General features: G+C 69.4%; 14 protein-coding genes. 8 read left to right on the forward strand and 6 right to left on the reverse strand.

Features of this window, described 5'->3' with window-relative positions; genetic code table 11:
- Positions 1-57 precede the first annotated feature (57 nt).
- Positions 58-657 carry a biotin transporter BioY gene (locus EDF55_RS03415; RefSeq protein ID WP_123653502.1) on the forward strand — a complete coding sequence of 200 codons (600 nt, stop codon included), beginning with the start codon at positions 58-60 and terminating at the stop codon, positions 655-657.
- A 100-nt stretch (positions 658-757) separates the two neighbouring features.
- Here the strand turns inward: EDF55_RS03415 and EDF55_RS03420 are convergent, their stop codons facing one another.
- The 5 genes from EDF55_RS03420 to sufB form a co-directional block, all read right to left on the reverse strand.
- On the reverse strand, positions 758-1,087 hold the full coding sequence (locus EDF55_RS03420) for a metal-sulfur cluster assembly factor (protein ID WP_123653503.1): 330 nt from the start codon (positions 1,085-1,087) through the stop codon (positions 758-760).
- Entirely contained in the window at positions 1,087-1,860 is a 774-nt protein-coding gene (gene sufC / locus EDF55_RS03425) for a Fe-S cluster assembly ATPase SufC (RefSeq protein ID WP_123653504.1), read from the reverse strand. Before sufC ends, EDF55_RS03420 begins: the two co-directional genes overlap by 1 nt.
- 61 nt (positions 1,861-1,921) lie before the next feature.
- On the reverse strand, positions 1,922-2,248 hold the full coding sequence (locus tag EDF55_RS03430; protein ID WP_123653505.1) for a non-heme iron oxygenase ferredoxin subunit: 327 nt from the start codon (positions 2,246-2,248) through the stop codon (positions 1,922-1,924).
- Entirely contained in the window at positions 2,248-3,585 is a 1,338-nt protein-coding gene (sufD, locus tag EDF55_RS03435) for a Fe-S cluster assembly protein SufD (protein WP_123653506.1), read from the reverse strand. The genes EDF55_RS03430 and sufD overlap by 1 nt, the downstream gene beginning before the upstream one ends.
- Positions 3,586-5,004, reverse strand: a complete 1,419-nt coding sequence (gene sufB, locus EDF55_RS03440) for a Fe-S cluster assembly protein SufB (RefSeq protein WP_123653507.1) — start codon at positions 5,002-5,004, stop codon at positions 3,586-3,588.
- Here sufB and EDF55_RS18675 point away from each other — a divergent pair.
- A complete protein-coding gene (locus EDF55_RS18675; protein ID WP_185017077.1) occupies positions 4,988-5,155 on the forward strand; it encodes a hypothetical protein in 168 nt (55 codons plus the stop codon). The two genes, sufB and EDF55_RS18675, sit on opposite strands and share 17 nt — an antisense overlap.
- A gap of 127 nt (positions 5,156-5,282) precedes the next feature.
- The gene (locus EDF55_RS03445; protein WP_123653508.1) at positions 5,283-6,254 is read left to right on the forward strand and encodes a heme A synthase; all 972 of its coding nucleotides are present in this window, start codon (positions 5,283-5,285) and stop codon (positions 6,252-6,254) included.
- A 484-nt stretch (positions 6,255-6,738) separates the two neighbouring features.
- Here EDF55_RS03445 and EDF55_RS03450 read toward each other — a convergent pair whose 3' ends face one another.
- Positions 6,739-7,662: a heme o synthase gene (locus EDF55_RS03450; RefSeq protein ID WP_123653509.1), complete on the reverse strand. Its 924-nt coding sequence runs from the start codon at positions 7,660-7,662 to the stop codon at positions 6,739-6,741.
- Positions 7,663-8,082: 420 nt separating this feature from the next.
- On the opposite strand from EDF55_RS03450, the gene tkt reads away from it, so the two are divergent.
- The 5 genes from tkt (at position 8,083) to EDF55_RS03475 (ending at position 15,552) form a co-directional block, all read left to right on the forward strand.
- On the forward strand, positions 8,083-10,179 hold the full coding sequence (gene tkt / locus EDF55_RS03455) for a transketolase (RefSeq protein WP_123653510.1): 2,097 nt from the start codon (positions 8,083-8,085) through the stop codon (positions 10,177-10,179).
- Between the two features lie 136 nt (positions 10,180-10,315).
- Complete coding sequence (tal, locus tag EDF55_RS03460) at positions 10,316-11,431, forward strand: transaldolase (RefSeq protein ID WP_123653511.1); 1,116 nt, start codon at positions 10,316-10,318, stop codon at positions 11,429-11,431.
- The gene (locus tag EDF55_RS03465) at positions 11,431-13,050 is read left to right on the forward strand and encodes a glucose-6-phosphate isomerase (RefSeq protein WP_123653512.1); all 1,620 of its coding nucleotides are present in this window, start codon (positions 11,431-11,433) and stop codon (positions 13,048-13,050) included. The genes tal and EDF55_RS03465 overlap by 1 nt, the downstream gene beginning before the upstream one ends.
- 22 nt (positions 13,051-13,072) lie before the next feature.
- Complete coding sequence (gene zwf, locus EDF55_RS03470) at positions 13,073-14,611, forward strand: glucose-6-phosphate dehydrogenase (RefSeq protein ID WP_123653513.1); 1,539 nt, start codon at positions 13,073-13,075, stop codon at positions 14,609-14,611.
- On the forward strand, positions 14,608-15,552 hold the full coding sequence (locus EDF55_RS03475; protein ID WP_123653514.1) for a glucose-6-phosphate dehydrogenase assembly protein OpcA: 945 nt from the start codon (positions 14,608-14,610) through the stop codon (positions 15,550-15,552). The genes zwf and EDF55_RS03475 overlap by 4 nt, the downstream gene beginning before the upstream one ends.
- The last annotated feature ends 17 nt before the right edge of the window (positions 15,553-15,569 follow it).

Here is a 15,569-nt window from a genome sequence, read left to right on the forward strand (position 1 = left end):
TACGCTGACGGGACCGATGGTCCCGAACGGGACCAGCAGTCCATTCTAGGAGAATCCATGACGAACGCCACCGGGTTCGCTCCCCGCGCAGTCCTCGCCGACCGTCTGCGGACGCAGGGGCTCGCCACGAACGCCGCCCTCGTCGCGGGTGGTGCCCTGTTCACCGCCGCCATGGCCCAGGTCGAGGTGCCGATGTGGCCCGTGCCGATCACCGGCCAGACGCTCGCGGTCGTCCTCGTCGGCGCGACGCTCGGAGCACGCCGTGGCGTCCTCTCGATGCTCGTGTACGCGATCGCCGGCCTCGCCGGAGCGCCGTTCTTCGCCGACATGACCGGCGGCATCCACGCCCTCGCCGTCCCGAGCTTCGGGTACGTCATCGGCTTCGTCCCCGCCGCCGGGGTCATCGGCTGGCTCGCGCGCCGCAACTGGGACCGCAAGGTCGGCCGGGCCGCGCTGGCCTTCACGCTCGCGAGCGCGATCCCCTTCGTGACCGGCCTGCCCTACCTGGCCGTCGTCCTCGGCACGCTCGGCGCGCCGAACGACCTGCAGTCGGTGCTCGCCGCCGGCCTGTACCCGTTCATCGCGGGCGGCCTCGTGAAGGCGCTCATCGCCGCGGGCATCGTCCCGCTCGCCTGGAAGGCGCTCGGCCGCCGCTGACACGCCCAGCGCGTCGCCCCCGGCGCGTGGTGCGCACACGACAGACGGGAGGCCCGGTGCCAGCTGGCACCGGGCCTCCCGTCTGTGCAGGTGGTGGCGACTAGATCGAGAAGCCGAGCGCGCGCATCATCTCGCGACCGTCGTCGGTGATCCGGTCCGGACCCCACGGCGGCATCCAGACCCAGTTGATGCGGAACGCGTCGACGATGCCGTCGAGCGCGTTCGCGGTGTCGCCCTCGATGACGTCGGTCAGCGGGCAGCCGGCACTGGTCAGCGTCATGCTGATGATGAGCGCCGATGCCTCGTCGTCCCAGGCCAGGTCGTAGATGAGCCCGAGGTCGACGATGTTCACGCCGAGCTCCGGGTCCTGGACCTCCTTCAGGCCCTCGACGACCTCGTCGAACTTCTCCGGTGCGAGTGTGGTGATCATCAGTTCCCCGCGGCGGCGGCTGCGGCCTGCACGTAGCGGTCGTAGCCCTCGTTCTCGAGTCGGTCGGCGAGCTCCGGACCGCCCTGCTCGGCGACCTTGCCCGCGACGAACACGTGCACGAAGTCCGGCTTGATGTAGCGGAGGATGCGCGTGTAGTGCGTGATGAGCAGCACGCCGAGGCCGGTCGCGGCCTTGGCGCGGTTGACGCCCTCGGACACGATCTTCAGCGCGTCGACGTCGAGGCCGGAGTCGGTCTCGTCGAGGACGGCGAACTTCGGCTTGAGGAGCTCGAGCTGCATGATCTCGTGGCGCTTCTTCTCGCCGCCGGAGAAGCCCTCGTTGACGTTGCGCTCGGCGAAGGACGAGTCCATCTTGAGGTCGGCCATCGAGGTGCGGAGGTCCTTGACCCAGCCGCGGAGCGCCGGTGCCTCGCCGTCGATCGCGGTCTTCGCGGTGCGGAGGAAGTTCGACACGGTGACGCCCGGGATCTCGACCGGGTACTGCATGGCGAGGAACATGCCGGCGCGGGCACGCTCGTCGACGCTCATGTCGAGGACGTTCTGCCCGTCGAGGGTGATCGAGCCACCGACGACGTGGTAGCGGGGGTGCCCGGCGATCGTGTAAGCGAGGGTGGACTTGCCCGACCCGTTCGGCCCCATGATCGCGTGGATCTCACCCTCGTTGATGGTGAGGTCGACGCCCTTGAGGATCTCCTTGACACCCTGGTCGGTGTCGATCGAGACCTTGAGGTCGCGGATTTCGAGAGTGGACATTGCGTTCCTTCGGTTGCAGCTGTGGTGCGGCGTCAGCCGCGGGAAGTGTGTGGAGGGGGTCTCAGTCGACCGGCACGGGGTCGTGCACGTCGACGTAGACCTCGCCGTCACGGACCTCGACCCGGAAGACCGGGACGGGCTCGTAGGCGGGGAAGTTCTGCGGCTTGCCGGTGGTCAGCGAGAAGCGGGAGCCGTGGGCCCAGCACTCGAGCGAGTCGCCCTCGACGAAGCCCTCCGCCAGGGAGATGTCCCCGTGCGTGCAGGTGTCCCCGATGGCGTGCACGGTGCCGGCGGAGTCCTTGACGATCGCCACCGCGGTGCCGTCGACGACGACGCGCATCGGGGTGTCCACCGCGATGTCGTCCTCGGCGCAGACCTTCTCGGCCATCAGACCGCCGTCTCGGTCTGCGCGGCGGCCGACTGCGCGGTCGCCCCTTCGGCGTTCGCCGGTTCGGCGTTCGCCGGTTCTGCCAGCACGGTGCGGCCTTCGAGGAGCTCCTGCTCGACCGCGGCGATGAGCCGTTCCTCGAGCTCGGGCGCCCCGATCTTCTGGATGACCTCGACGAGGAAGCCGAGCACGACGAGACGACGTGCTTCTTCCTCGGGGATGCCGCGGGCCTGCAGGTAGAACAGCTGCTCGTCGTCGAAGCGACCGGTGGCACTCGCGTGTCCGGCGCCCTCGATGTTGCCCGTCTCGATCTCGAGGTTCGGGATGCTGTCCGCGCGGGTGCCGTCGGTGAGGACCAGGTTGCGGTTCTGCTCGTACGAGTCGGTGCCGTCGCCGGCGCGGCCGATGAGCACGTCGCCGATCCAGACGGTGTGCGCCCCCTGGCCCTGCAGTGCGCCCTTGTAGTTGACCCGACCGCGCGTGTTCGGCGCGTCGTGGTTCACGTAGACCTGCTGCTCGATGTACTGGCCGGCGTCGGCGAAGTACACGCCGTACATCTCGGTGTCCGCGCCCTGCTTCGCGAGGTGCGTCGACGGGTTCACGCGGACGACGTCGCCGCCGAGCGAGACCACGACGTGCTTGAGGAAGGCGTCGCGGTTGACCTCGGCGAAGTGCGTCGAGACGTGCACGGCGTCGTCGGCCCAGTCCTGCAGCGACACGACCGTCAGGCGGGCGTTGTCGCCGACGACGATCTCGACGTTCTCGCTGAGGAGCGCCGAGCCGCGGTTGTCGATGACGACGATTCCCTGGGCGTTCGGCTCCGCCGTGATGACGGTGTGCGCGGCGCGGGGCTGCGAGCCGAAGTCCGACCGGGTGATCGTGATGGACTCGTACGCGTCGGTGGCCTTGATCGTGACGGCGAGGACGGCGTCACGGGCGGTCCAGGCGGCGGCCGCCGCACGGTCCTCCGGCAGGCCGGCGGTGCCGACGCGGGGGTCGTCGCTGCGACCCCACTCGACGTCGGCGCCGTCGGTCTCGGTCGCGAGGAACGGGTACGCGGAGCCGTCGAGGCCGCCCGCGAGGAGCGGGGCGAGCTTGTCCAGCGGTGCGAACTTCCAGTTGACCTCTCGGCCGGTGACCGTGGCGTACGCCTCGATGTCGCCGGACTGCGGGCGGTCCGAGCGGGTCTGCACCGGGATCTTGGTGTCCCAGCCGCCGTCGGAGTGCGCCTTCGCGCCGTGCTGTTCTGAACCAGCACTGTGCGCACTACCCGTGGGAGCTGCTGCTGCGGGCTCGATTGGCTGGTCGATGCGGGGTGTCGGGGTGGAACTGGACATCTAGCCGACGGATCCTTCCATGCTCATCTCGATGAGCTTGTTGAGTTCGAGCGCGTACTCCATCGGGAGCTCACGGGCGATGGGCTCGATGAAGCCACGGACGATCATCGCCATCGCCTCGTCCTCGGGCATGCCGCGGGACATCAGGTAGAAGAGCTGCTCCTCGCTGACGCGGGAGACGGTCGCTTCGTGGCCGAGCTGGACGTCGTCGACGCGGATGTCGATCGCCGGGTACGTGTCCGAGCGGCTGATCGTGTCGACGAGCAGCGCGTCGCAGCGGACCGTGTTGGCGGCGTGGTGCGCGTTCGGGTCGACCCGGACCTCACCGCGGTACCCGGCACGGCCACCGCCGCGGGCGATCGACTTCGAGACGATCGAGGACGTCGTGTACGGCGCCATGTGGATCATCTTCGCGCCGGCGTCCTGGTGCTGGCCGGGACCGGCGAACGCGACGGAGAGGGTCTCGCCCTTGGCGTGCTCACCGGCGAGGTAGATCGACGGGTACTTCATCGTCACCTTCGAGCCGATGTTGCCGTCGATCCACTCCATCGTCGCGCCTTCGTGCGCGATCGCACGCTTGGTGACGAGGTTGTAGACGTTGTTCGACCAGTTCTGGATCGTCGTGTAGCGAACGCGGGCGTTCTTCTTCACGATGATCTCGACGACGGCCGAGTGCAGGGAGTCCGACTTGTAGATCGGGGCGGTGCAGCCCTCGATGTAGTGCACGTAGGAGTCTTCGTCCGCGATGATCAGCGTCCGCTCGAACTGGCCCATGTTCTCGGTGTTGATCCGGAAGTAGGCCTGGAGCGGGATCTCGACGTGCACGCCCTTCGGGACGTAGACGAACGAGCCGCCGGACCAGACGGCCGTGTTCAGCGCGGCGAACTTGTTGTCACCGGCCGGGATGACGGTGCCGAAGTACTCCTGGAAGAGCTCCGGGTGCTCACGGAGCGCGGTGTCCGTGTCCATGAAGATGACGCCCTGCTGCTCCAGGTCTTCACGGATCTGGTGGTAGACCACCTCGGACTCGTACTGCGCGGCGACACCGGCGACGAGACGCTGGCGCTCCGCCTCCGGGATGCCGAGCTTCTCGTACGTGGCGCGGATGTCCTCGGGGAGGTCTTCCCACGACTGCGCCTGCTTCTCCGTGGAGCGCACGAAGTACTTGATGTTGTCGAAGTCGATGCCCGTCAGGTCGGCACCCCACGTCGGCATCGGCTTGCGGTCGAAGAGCTGCAGGCCCTTGAGCCGGTTCTTCAGCATCCACGCCGGCTCGTTCTTGAGGTTCGAGATGTCGGTGACGACCTCGTCCGAGATGCCACGACGGGCGGAGGCGCCGGCCGAGTCGGAGTCGGACCAGCCGAACTCGTATTGGCCGAGCCCCTCGAGCTCGGGACGGTCGATGAGCACGTCGGACATGGTCTCCTCGTTTCCTTCTCGCGGCAGCTTCTCGAGTGGCAACCAGCGGCTGCTGGACACCATTCCATCCCAGACCGCCGACACGATGGTGCTGTGCACGGCGGACTCGGTGTTGCTGCGTCGCAACGTCGATGGTTCCACGCAGCCCTGAGTGTGCGCATCCGGGGTGATCGGCGATCACGGCTCGTTCGGAGCCGGCGCCTGCCTAGACTTGACTGCTGCTGAACCCTCGAATCCTACAGGTTCGCTGCACGGAACAACAGGAAGGCACCACCCTCGTGACTCGCGTCGGATCCCCCGTCGACCAGGACACCCGCACCCGGTGGTGGTCCCTTCCGCGTGTCGTGGACCCCCGTGTCGTCGTGCTCGCCTGGGCCTCCTTCGTGGTCGAGGTCGTCCTCATCGGCACCGGTGGCCTCGTCCGCCTGACCGCGTCGGGCCTCGGATGCCCGACCTGGCCGCGCTGCACCGCGGATTCGCTCGTGTCGACGCCGGAGATGGGCGTCCACGGGATCATCGAGTTCGGCAACCGTCTGCTCACCTTCGTGCTCGTCATCGTCGCGATCGCGATGTTCCTGCTGGTCGTCCGGATGCGCCGTACGCGCCCGGAGCTGTTCTGGCTGGCGTTCGCCCAGGGCGCAGCGATCCCGGTCCAGGCGGTCATCGGCGGCCTGAGCGTCCTCACGAACCTGAACCCCTACGTCGTCGGCCTGCACTTCGTCGTGTCGACCGCACTCGTGGCCATCACCGCCACGCTGGTCTACCGCGCGGTGAACGGCCCCCGGACCGCGCCGCGTCTCGTGCCGAACTGGTACGTCGGCGTGGTCCGCGGCACCATCGCCGCGACGGTCGTCACCGTGCTCATCGGCATCCTCACTACGGGCAGCGGTCCGCACGCCGGCGCCGACGCGGCCGTCGACGGCGGGCGTCTGCACCGCACGGGCCTCGACCCGGCGATCCTGCAGCACGTGCACGCCGTCCCGGCGTACGTCCTCTTCGCGCTGACCCTCGTGCTCGTCGTCGGCGCCGTCCGCCTGCGCCTGTCGAGCCGGTGGGCGCTGGTGCTCCTGATCGTCGAGTTCGTCCAGATCGCGGTCGGACTCACCCAGGCGCGCACCGCCCTGCCCGTCGGTCTGGTCGGCACGCACATGGTGCTCGCCGGGCTGCTCGTCGGCGCGGTCACCGCGGTGACGCTCTCCACCCGCGCGTCCGGCGGTCCCCAGGCCGTCCGGGAGCCGCTCCCCCGCTAGCGCTCGGCGCCGCCCGCACCGTGCCGGCCGCACGGCCGCCTCCGCTCGCGGCTCGTTCGACACCGCACGCGTCGATCGACTGGCGCCGTGTCGAACCATGCAGACGGATCAGGTGCGTCCGCATCCTTCGACACGGCACGCGTCGATCGACTGGCGCCGTGTCGGAATCCGCCTGCGATGCGGGGCGGCGCGCGCGGCGCAGGCACGACGCCGGGGCCGCCTCGTGCACGGGGCCGGCCACCCTCGGGACGCGAGGCCCGGTGCGGGCCCGCCACGAGCCTCCAGGCCGGTGGGTGCCGCGCCCACTGCACGCCGCGGCTGGCGGCGTCGGGCGCGACTCGGAACGACGCCGCCGCTGTCGTACGACAGCGCACTCGTCGCTGCACCGCGCCCGCAACGGCCGGCGCATCCAGAGAACGACATGGTCGCTGTCGTACGACAGCGACCATGTCGTTCCGGGTCGGTACCCGCCCGCCCGCGCCCCCTAGAAGGTGAAGACCTGCGGGAGCAGCGGGTCGATGCCCACGGCGATGAAGAGCAGCGTCAGGTACGTGATCGAGCTGTGGAACACGCGCATCGGGTGGACGTGCTCGACGTGCTGGATCGCCCGGTTGTACAGCTTGTGCGACTCGACGACGAACCAGATCCCGCCGGCCAGCGCGACGACCGTGTACAGCGGCCCCATGTGCGCGACCGGGATCAGGAGCAGCGAGCAGACGAGCGTCGCCCACGCGTAGAGGATGACCTGGAGCCCGACGACGGTGCGGCCCCGGACGACGGCGAGCATCGGCACGTCGGCGGCGTCGTAGTCGTCGCGGTACTTCATCGACAGCGGCCAGTAGTGCGGCGGCGTCCAGAGGAAGATCACCATGAAGAGGATGACCGGCGCCCAGGTGAGCGAGCCGGTGACCGCTGCCCAGCCGATGAGCACGGGCATGCAGCCCGCGGAGCCGCCCCAGACGATGTTCTGCGGGGTGCGGCGCTTCAGCCACAGCGTGTACAGGAAGACGTAGATCAGGATCGCGGCGACGCTCAGCGCGGCGGCGAGCCAGTTCACCAGGAAGCCGAGGACCGCGGTCGACCCGATGCCGAGCACCCACGAGAAGACGAGGGCTTCGCGGTCGGAGAGCTCACCGGTGACGAGCGGCCGCGTGCTCGTCCGCTTCATGAGGCGGTCGATGTCGCGGTCGATGTAGCAGTTGAACGCCGACGCGGACCCGGCGGACATCGCGCCGCCGAGCAGCGTCCAGAGGACCAGCCAGAGGTCGGGCACCCCGCGCTCGGCGAGGAACATCGTCGGTGCGGTGGTCACGAGCAGCAGCTCCATGACCCGCGGCTTCGTCAGCGAGACGTACGCTCGGACCTTGCGGGACAGCGTCGAGCGACGCTCGGTGTCTGGCCTGGTCACGGTGGCAGTCGGCAAGGGGACCCTCAGTCTGTTCGCTTCAGCTCGCACACTCGGTGGACGACGTCGTCGGCGTCCGGGCATGCGCTGACCCGGAATGTCCACGGGTCCCGGACAGTTTACGCGATGGAAGCGCCGCGATGATGCCCCGCTCCACCCGAATCGCCCCGGAGCGCCCGACACGCCCGGGTCCCGGCACCGGCGCGTCCGTGCGTAGTGAGATCGCCGCGTCACCTGGACGCCTTCTGAGTGGCGGGTCACTATGCTGGAGAGGCCTCCCGCAGTGTGCCCCGAAGACGCCGGCCTCGACGAAGCCGGTCGGCCGCCGTTGATCGGCGACTGGACAGGGCCCCGGGTGGCAACCATGTCCGTGCGATGGCACGAGCCCTCGCACATGTCGCATCAAGAAGGGTCAACATCCAAGTGGCTGAATTCACCTGGGACGCCATCGACAGGAAGGCCGTCGACACGGCCCGCGTACTCGCCGCCGATTCGGTCGAGGCCGCCGGCAACGGTCACCCCGGCACCGCGATGAGCCTCGCCCCGCTCGCACACCTCCTCTTCCAGAAGGTGATGCACCGCGACCCGAGCGACTCCACGTGGATCGGCCGTGACCGCTTCATCCTCTCCGCCGGTCACGCATCGATCCTCCAGTACGTGCAGTTCTACCTGCACGGCTACGGCCTCGAGATCGAGGACCTCCAGCACCTCCGCAAGTGGGGCTCGAAGACGCCGGGTCACCCGGAGTACGGCCACACCGACGGTGTCGAGATCACGACCGGCCCGCTCGGCCAGGGCCTCGCGTCCTCGGTCGGCTTCGCCTACGCCCAGCGCTTCGAGCGCGGTCTGTTCGACCCGGAGACCCCGGCCGGCCAGTCGGCGTTCGACCACTTCACCTACGTGATCGCCGGCGACGGTGACATGCAGGAAGGCGTCACGAACGAAGCCGGTTCCCTCGCGGGTCGCCAGCAGCTCGGCAACCTCATCGCGTTCTACGACTCGAACCAGATCTCGATCGAGGACAACACCGACATCGCCTTCTCGGAGAGCGTCCCCGAGCGCTACGAGGCGCTCGGCTGGCACGTCCAGATCGTCGACTGGAAGAAGACCGGCGAGTACTCCGAGGACGTCGAGGAGCTCTACGCCGCGATCGAGACCGCCAAGCAGGTCACCGACAAGCCGTCGCTCATCGTCCTCAAGACGATCATCGGCTGGCCGTCGCCGACCAAGCAGAACTCGGGCAAGATCCACGGTTCGGCGCTCGGCGCCGAGGAGATCAAGGGCCTCAAGGAGGTCCTCGGCTTCGACACCGAGAAGACCTTCGAGGTCGCCCCCGAGGTGCTCGAGTACACCCGCGGTGCCGTGGCCAAGGGCCAGGCGCAGCACGCCGAGTGGCAGAAGACCTTCGACGCGTGGGCCGCGGCCAACGCCGACAAGAAGGCCCTCTTCGACCGCATGCAGGCCAAGGAGCTCCCCGAGGGCCTCGAGGCAGCGCTCCCGGTGTTCGGCACCGAGAAGGCCGTCTCGACCCGCGCCGCTTCCGGCAAGGTCATCAACGCCATCGCGCCGCTGATGCCCGAGTTCTGGGGCGGTTCGGCGGACCTCGCCGAGTCGAACCTCACCACGATCGAGGGCGCGAAGTCCTTCGGTCCGGCCGAGGCGTCGACGTCGACCTGGAGCACCGACCCGTTCGGTCGCGTGCTGCACTTCGGCATCCGCGAGCACGCCATGGGCTCGATCCTCAACGGCATCGTCCTGCACGGGAACACCCGCCCCTTCGGTGGCACGTTCCTCATCTTCAGCGACTACATGCGTCCGGCGGTCCGTCTCGCCGCGCTCATGAAGGCGCCGGCGACGTACGTCTGGACCCACGACTCCATCGCCCTCGGCGAGGACGGCCCGACGCACCAGCCGATCGAGCAGCTCACCGCCCTCCGCGCGATCCCGGGTCTCGACGTCGTCCGTCCGGCCGACGCCAACGAGGTCGCGTACGCGTGGCTGACGATCCTCTCCCACACGGACCGCCCGGCCGGTCTGGCGCTCAGCCGTCAGAACCTCCCGGTGTTCGAGCGTGGCGAGGGCGACGCCTCCGGTGAGACGTTCGCGTCCGCCAAGAACGTCGCGAAGGGCGCTTACGTGCTCGCCGAGGCGCCGAACGGCACCCCGGACGTCATCCTCATCGGCTCCGGCTCCGAGGTCCAGATCGCACTCGACGCGCGCGAACAGCTGAAGAGCGAGGGCGTCAACGCCCGCGTCGTCTCGGCCCCGTCGCTCGAGTGGTTCTTCCAGCAGGACGAGGCCTACCGCGAGTCGGTGCTCCCCTCCTCGATCAAGGCCCGCGTCTCGGTCGAGGCCGGGATCGGCATGAGCTGGCGCGACATCGTCGGCGACGCCGGCCGCAGCGTCTCCATCGAGCACTTCGGTGCCTCGGCGGACTACCAGACGCTCTACAACGAGTTCGGCTTCACCACCGAGCACGTCCTCGCCGCGGCGAAGGAAACCATCGCAGCAGCATCCTGAGTGATGAGGGCCGGGTCCGTCACACGGATCCGGCCCTCCTGACGGGAGGCCCGGCGCGGCCCCGCACCGTGCCTCCCGTCCTCAGGTGGCCGCCCACAGACCCCGACTCACCAAGTCGACGAAAGAAGAGAAACACATGGCTGACACCACCCCCACCGCCGCGCTCTCCGCGGTCGGCGTGAGCATCTGGCTCGACGACCTGTCCCGCGAGCTGCTCGAGACCGGCCGTCTCGAGAACCTCATCAAGGACCGCAACGTCGTCGGCGTGACCACGAACCCGACGATCTTCGCCTCGGCCCTCGCCAAGGGCGAGCGCTACGACGCGCAGGTCAAGGAGCTCGCCGCTGCTGGCACCGACGTGACCGACGCGATCTTCGAGATCACCACCCAGGACGTCGCGAACGCGTCCGACGTCTTCAAGACGATCTACGACGAGACCAAGGGCTTCGACGGCCGCGTCTCGATCGAGGTCGAGCCGGGCCTCGCCCACGAGACCGCGAAGACCATCGAGCAGGCCAAGTTCCTGTTCGACAAGGTCGGCCGCGAGAACGTCCTCATCAAGATCCCGGCGACCCTCGAGGGCCTCGAGGCCATCACCGAGGTCATCGGCGCCGGCATTTCCGTCAACGTCACCCTGATCTTCTCGCTCGAGCGCTACCGCGCCGTCATCGACGCCTACCTCGGCGGGCTCGAGAAGGCCAAGGCCGCCGGCCACGACCTCTCGAAGATCCACTCGGTCGCGTCCTTCTTCGTGTCGCGTGTCGACTCCGAGATCGACAAGCGCCTCGACGCCGCCGGCACCGACGAGGCCAAGGCCCTGAAGTCCAAGGCCGGCATCGCCAACGCGCAGCTCGCCTACCAGGTCTGGACCGAGGCGTTCGCCTCCGAGCGTGCCCTCGGCCTCCTCGAGGCCGGCGCGAACACGCAGCGTCCGCTCTGGGCGTCGACCGGTGTCAAGGACCCGTCGCTCTCGGACACGCTCTACGTGACCGAGCTCGCCGCGCCGAGCACCGTCAACACCATGCCGGGCAAGACCCTCGAGGCCACGTTCGACCACGGTGAGATCCACGGCGACGCGATCGCCGGTTCGTTCGACGCCGCGACCGAGGTCATGGACAAGCTCGCCGCCGTCGGTATCGACTACGACGACGTCGTGGCCCTGCTCGAGAAGGAGGGCGTGGACAAGTTCAACGTCTCCTGGGGCGAGCTCGTCGACACCGTGAAGACGGCCCTCGAGAACGCCAGCAAGTAGTGACCGTCTCCATCGCCGCCAGCGGTGACGCGGCGCGGGCCATCGACCAGGTGGTCCCGCGCCTCGTCGCCGACCTGGTGGCGTCGGGCATCACCGCCCAGGACCCCGACCTCTGGGGTCCGTCGGCGGAGACCGAGGCCGCCTCGCGCCTCGGATGGGTCGAGGCGGTCGCGGTCTCGCGGCCCCTCGTCCCCCGCATCACCGCACTGCGCGACGAGCTCCGCGCCGAGGGGATCGACCACGTCGTCCTCGCCGGCATGGGCGGCTCGTCCCTGGCGCCCGAAGTCATCACCCGCACCGCGGGGGTGCCCCTCACGGTGCTCGACTCGACCGACCCGGCCCAGGTCACCGCGGCCGTCACCGACCGCCTCGACCGCACCGTGCTCGTGGTGTCGTCGAAGTCCGGCTCGACGCTCGAGACCGACTCCCAGCGCCGCGTGTACGAGCAGGCCTTCCGCGACGCCGGCATCGACCCCGCCCAGCGGATCGTCGTGGTCACGGACCCGGGCTCTCCGCTCGAGGCGTCCGCGACCGACGCCGGCTACCGCGTCTTCACGGCGGACCCCACGGTCGGCGGCCGGTACTCCGCGCTGACGGCCTTCGGGCTCGTGCCCTCGGGTCTCGCCGGGGCCGACATCGCCGAGCTCCTCGACGAGGCGGACGCCATCTCGGCGCTCCTCTCCGTCGACATCGACGAGAACCCCGGGCTCGTGCTCGGTGCGGTCCTCGCCGGCACCGAGCCGCTCCGGGACAAGATCGGCATCGTCGCGGACGGTACGCACATCATCGGCTTCGGCGACTGGATCGAACAGCTCCTCGCCGAGTCGACGGGCAAGTCCGGCCGCGGCCTCCTGCCGATCGTCCTCGACGTCGACGCCCCGGAGATCACCGCCGGCCTGCCGGACGTGCAGATCGTCCGCCTCGTCGGCTCGCGCGACGACGAACGCCACGTCGCCGACGGCGAGGTCGAGATCACCGGCACGCTCGGTGGACAGATCCTCGTGTGGGAGTACGCCGTGGCCGTCGCCGGGCGTCTGCTCGGCATCGACCCGTTCGACCAGCCCGACGTGGAGGCGGCCAAGGTCGCTGCGCGCGCGCTGCTCGAGGGCGACGGCGGTCCCGTCTCGTCGACCGCGCCCTCGTTCGAGGACCAGGGCATCGCGGTGACCGCGACCGGTCTCGAGGCCGGCAGCAGCATCGCCCAGGCCGTGACGAGCCTCCTGTCCGCCGTCGGTGACGACGGCTACGTCGCCATCCAGGCGTACGTCGACCGCGGTGTGAACCGCGAGCTCGAGGTGCTGCGGGATGTCATCGCGGAGCGCGTCGGCCGACCGGTCACCTTCGGGTACGGCCCGCGGTTCCTGCACTCCACCGGCCAGTACCACAAGGGCGGACCCGCGACCGGGGTGTTCCTGCAGATCCTCGCGGACGACGCGGGCGACCTGCCGATCCCCGGCCGGCCGTTCACGTTCGGCCAGCTCATCCGGGCCCAGGCAGCCGGGGACGCCAGCGTCCTCGCGCAGCACGGCCGCCCGGTGCTGACGCTGTCGTCGCGGGATCTCCCCGCGTTGGCGGACGTCGTCACTGCCGCGGTCTCGGGCCCGGCAACCACTTCCTGACACCAAAAGGAGTTCACCGACAATGTCACCGGTGGCGATCACCCCGGAGCACAACCCGCTCCGGCTGCCCACGGACCGTCGACTGAACCGGATCGCGGGTCCCAGCACCCTCATCATCTTCGGCGTGACGGGCGACCTGTCCCGCAAGAAGCTGATGCCCGCGGTCTACGACCTCGCGAACCGGGGGCTCCTGCCTCCCGGGTTCGCGCTGGTCGGGTTCGCTCGACGTGACTGGGAGGACCAAGACTTCTCCCAGCTCGTCCACGACGCGGTCAAGGAGCACTCGCGTACCCCCTTCGACGAGGACGTGTGGCGCCAGCTCGAACAGGGCATCCGCTTCGTCCAGGGGTCCTTCGACGACCCCGACGCCTTCGTCCAGCTCAAGGAGACCGTCGACGCGCTCGACGCCGAACGGGGAACCCTCGGCAACCACGCGTTCTACCTCTCGATCCCGCCGAAGATGTTCCCGGTCGTCACCGAGCAGCTGAAGCTGTCCGGCCTGACCGAGAAGCAGGACGGCTCGTGGAGCCGCGTCGTCGTGGAGAAGCCCTTCGGGTCCGACCTCCGCACGGCGCGCGAGCTGAACGCCATCGTCGAGAGCGTCTTCGCTCCTGACGACGTGTTCCGCATCGACCACTACCTCGGCAAGGAGACGGTCCAGAACCTCCTGACGCTGCGGTTCGCGAACCAGATGTACGAACCCATCTGGAACTCGAACTACGTGGACCACGTGCAGATCACGATGGCCGAGGACATCGGCGTCGCCGGACGCGCCGCGTACTACGACGGCATCGGGGCGGCGCGCGACGTCATCCAGAACCACCTGCTCCAGCTCCTCGCGCTCACCGCGATGGAGGAGCCCGTCTCGTTCAAGGCCGGACACCTCCGCGCCGAGAAGGAGAAGGTCCTCTCCGCGGTGGAGCTGCCGGCGGACCTGTCGACGGCCACCGCACGGGGGCAGTACGCCGGCGGGTGGCAGGGCGGCGAGAAGGTCCTCGGCTTCCTCGAAGAAGCCGGGATGAACCCGGAGTCCGGCACCGAGACGTTCGCGGCGATCAAGCTGAACATCGCGACCCGTCGCTGGCAGGGCGTCCCGTTCTACCTCCGCGCCGGCAAGCGCCTCGGTCGCCGCGTCACCGAGATCGCGATCGTGTTCAAGCGCGTCCCCGAGGACGTCTTCGGCATCCCGCAGTCCCCCCTCGGCCAGAACGCACTCGTCATCCGCGTCCAGCCGGACGAGGGCGTGACGCTGCGCTTCGGCTCGAAGGTCCCCGGCGTCGGCACGCAGGTGCGCGACGTCACGATGGACTTCGGCTACGGCCACGCGTTCACCGAGGCATCCCCCGAGGCGTACGAGCGACTCATCCTCGACGTGCTCCTCGGCGACCCGCCGCTGTTCCCGCGGCACCAGGAGGTCGAGCTCTCCTGGAAGATCCTCGACCCCATCGAGGAGTTCTGGGCCACGCAGGGCCAGCCCGAGCAGTACCGTCCCGGGACGTGGGGTCCGGCTTCGGCCGACGACCTCCTCGCCCGCGACGGACGGACCTGGAGGCGTCCATGAAGATCGACCTGCCGAACACCACGGTCTCGAAGATCCAGAAGACCCTCGTCCACATCCGCGAAGAGGGGGGCGCGGTCGCACTCGGCCGTGTCCTCACGCTGATCATCTCGACGGCCCTCGGCCACGAGGAAGAGGCGATCGCGGCGGCGAACGAGGCATCCCGCGAGCACCCGATGCGCGTGATCATCGTGTCGAAGAACCACGGCGACATCCACTCGCCCGGTCGTCTCGACGCGCAGATCCGCGTGGGGAGCGACGCCGGCGCGAGCGAGGTCATCGTCCTCCGCGCGTACGGCGAGACGGCCACCGACGAGGAGAGCCTCGTCACCGGTCTGCTCCTGCCGGACGCCCCGGTCGTCGCCTGGTGGCCCGGGATCGCCCCGCCGAAGCCGGCGGAGTCCTCCCTCGGCCGCATCGCCCAGCGTCGCATCACGGACGCCGCAGCGCAGAAGGACCCGAGTGTCGCCATCGCGGCACTGGCCGAGTCGTACGTCCCCGGGGACACCGACTTCGCCTGGACCCGGTTGACGCTCTGGCGCAACCAGCTCGCCGCGGCGCTCGACCAGCCGCCGTACGAGCCGATCACCGGCGTCGAGGTCTCCGGTGCGAGCGACAGCCCGTCGACGATCCTCCTCGCCGCATGGCTGCAGCTGCAGCTCCAGGTGCCGGTGTCGGTCGTCACGTCGCCCCGCGCGACCGGGTCGAGCGGCATCCACGGGGTGTCCCTCGTCCGCGAGTCGGGCACGATCGAGCTCGAGCGGTCGCTCGTCGACGTCGCCACGCTGTCCATGCCCGGGCAGCCGGTCCACGATCTGTCCCTGCCACGCCGGAACCTGCGTGACTGCCTGGCGGAGGAACTCCGTAGACTCGACCCAGACGTCCTCTTCGGGGACGTCGTCAAGCACGGGGTGGCCCAGCTCCGCGATTCCGTCGCGAGCTGATCAGCCCCACAGCGGTC

The organism is Curtobacterium sp. ZW137 (genome assembly GCF_003762905.1).
Taxonomy (GTDB): Bacteria; Actinomycetota; Actinomycetes; order Actinomycetales; family Microbacteriaceae; genus Curtobacterium.

Excerpts from the sequence above, each read along its gene's own strand:
- tal (WP_123653511.1), top strand. The coding sequence starts at position 10,316 with ATGGCTGACACCACCCCCACCGCCGCGCTCTCCGCGGTCGGCGTGAGC.
- zwf (WP_123653513.1), top strand. The coding sequence starts at position 13,073 with ATGTCACCGGTGGCGATCACCCCGGAGCACAACCCGCTCCGGCTGCCC.
- EDF55_RS03430 (WP_123653505.1), bottom strand. The coding sequence starts at position 2,248 with ATGGCCGAGAAGGTCTGCGCCGAGGACGACATCGCGGTGGACACCCCG.
- EDF55_RS03420 (WP_123653503.1), bottom strand. The coding sequence starts at position 1,087 with ATGATCACCACACTCGCACCGGAGAAGTTCGACGAGGTCGTCGAGGGC.
- sufD (WP_123653506.1), bottom strand. The coding sequence starts at position 3,585 with ATGTCCAGTTCCACCCCGACACCCCGCATCGACCAGCCAATCGAGCCC.
- EDF55_RS03415 (WP_123653502.1), top strand. The coding sequence starts at position 58 with ATGACGAACGCCACCGGGTTCGCTCCCCGCGCAGTCCTCGCCGACCGT.
- EDF55_RS03475 (WP_123653514.1), top strand. The coding sequence starts at position 14,608 with ATGAAGATCGACCTGCCGAACACCACGGTCTCGAAGATCCAGAAGACC.
- sufC (WP_123653504.1), bottom strand. The coding sequence starts at position 1,860 with ATGTCCACTCTCGAAATCCGCGACCTCAAGGTCTCGATCGACACCGAC.
- sufB (WP_123653507.1), bottom strand. The coding sequence starts at position 5,004 with ATGTCCGACGTGCTCATCGACCGTCCCGAGCTCGAGGGGCTCGGCCAA.
- EDF55_RS18675 (WP_185017077.1), top strand. The coding sequence starts at position 4,988 with ATGAGCACGTCGGACATGGTCTCCTCGTTTCCTTCTCGCGGCAGCTTC.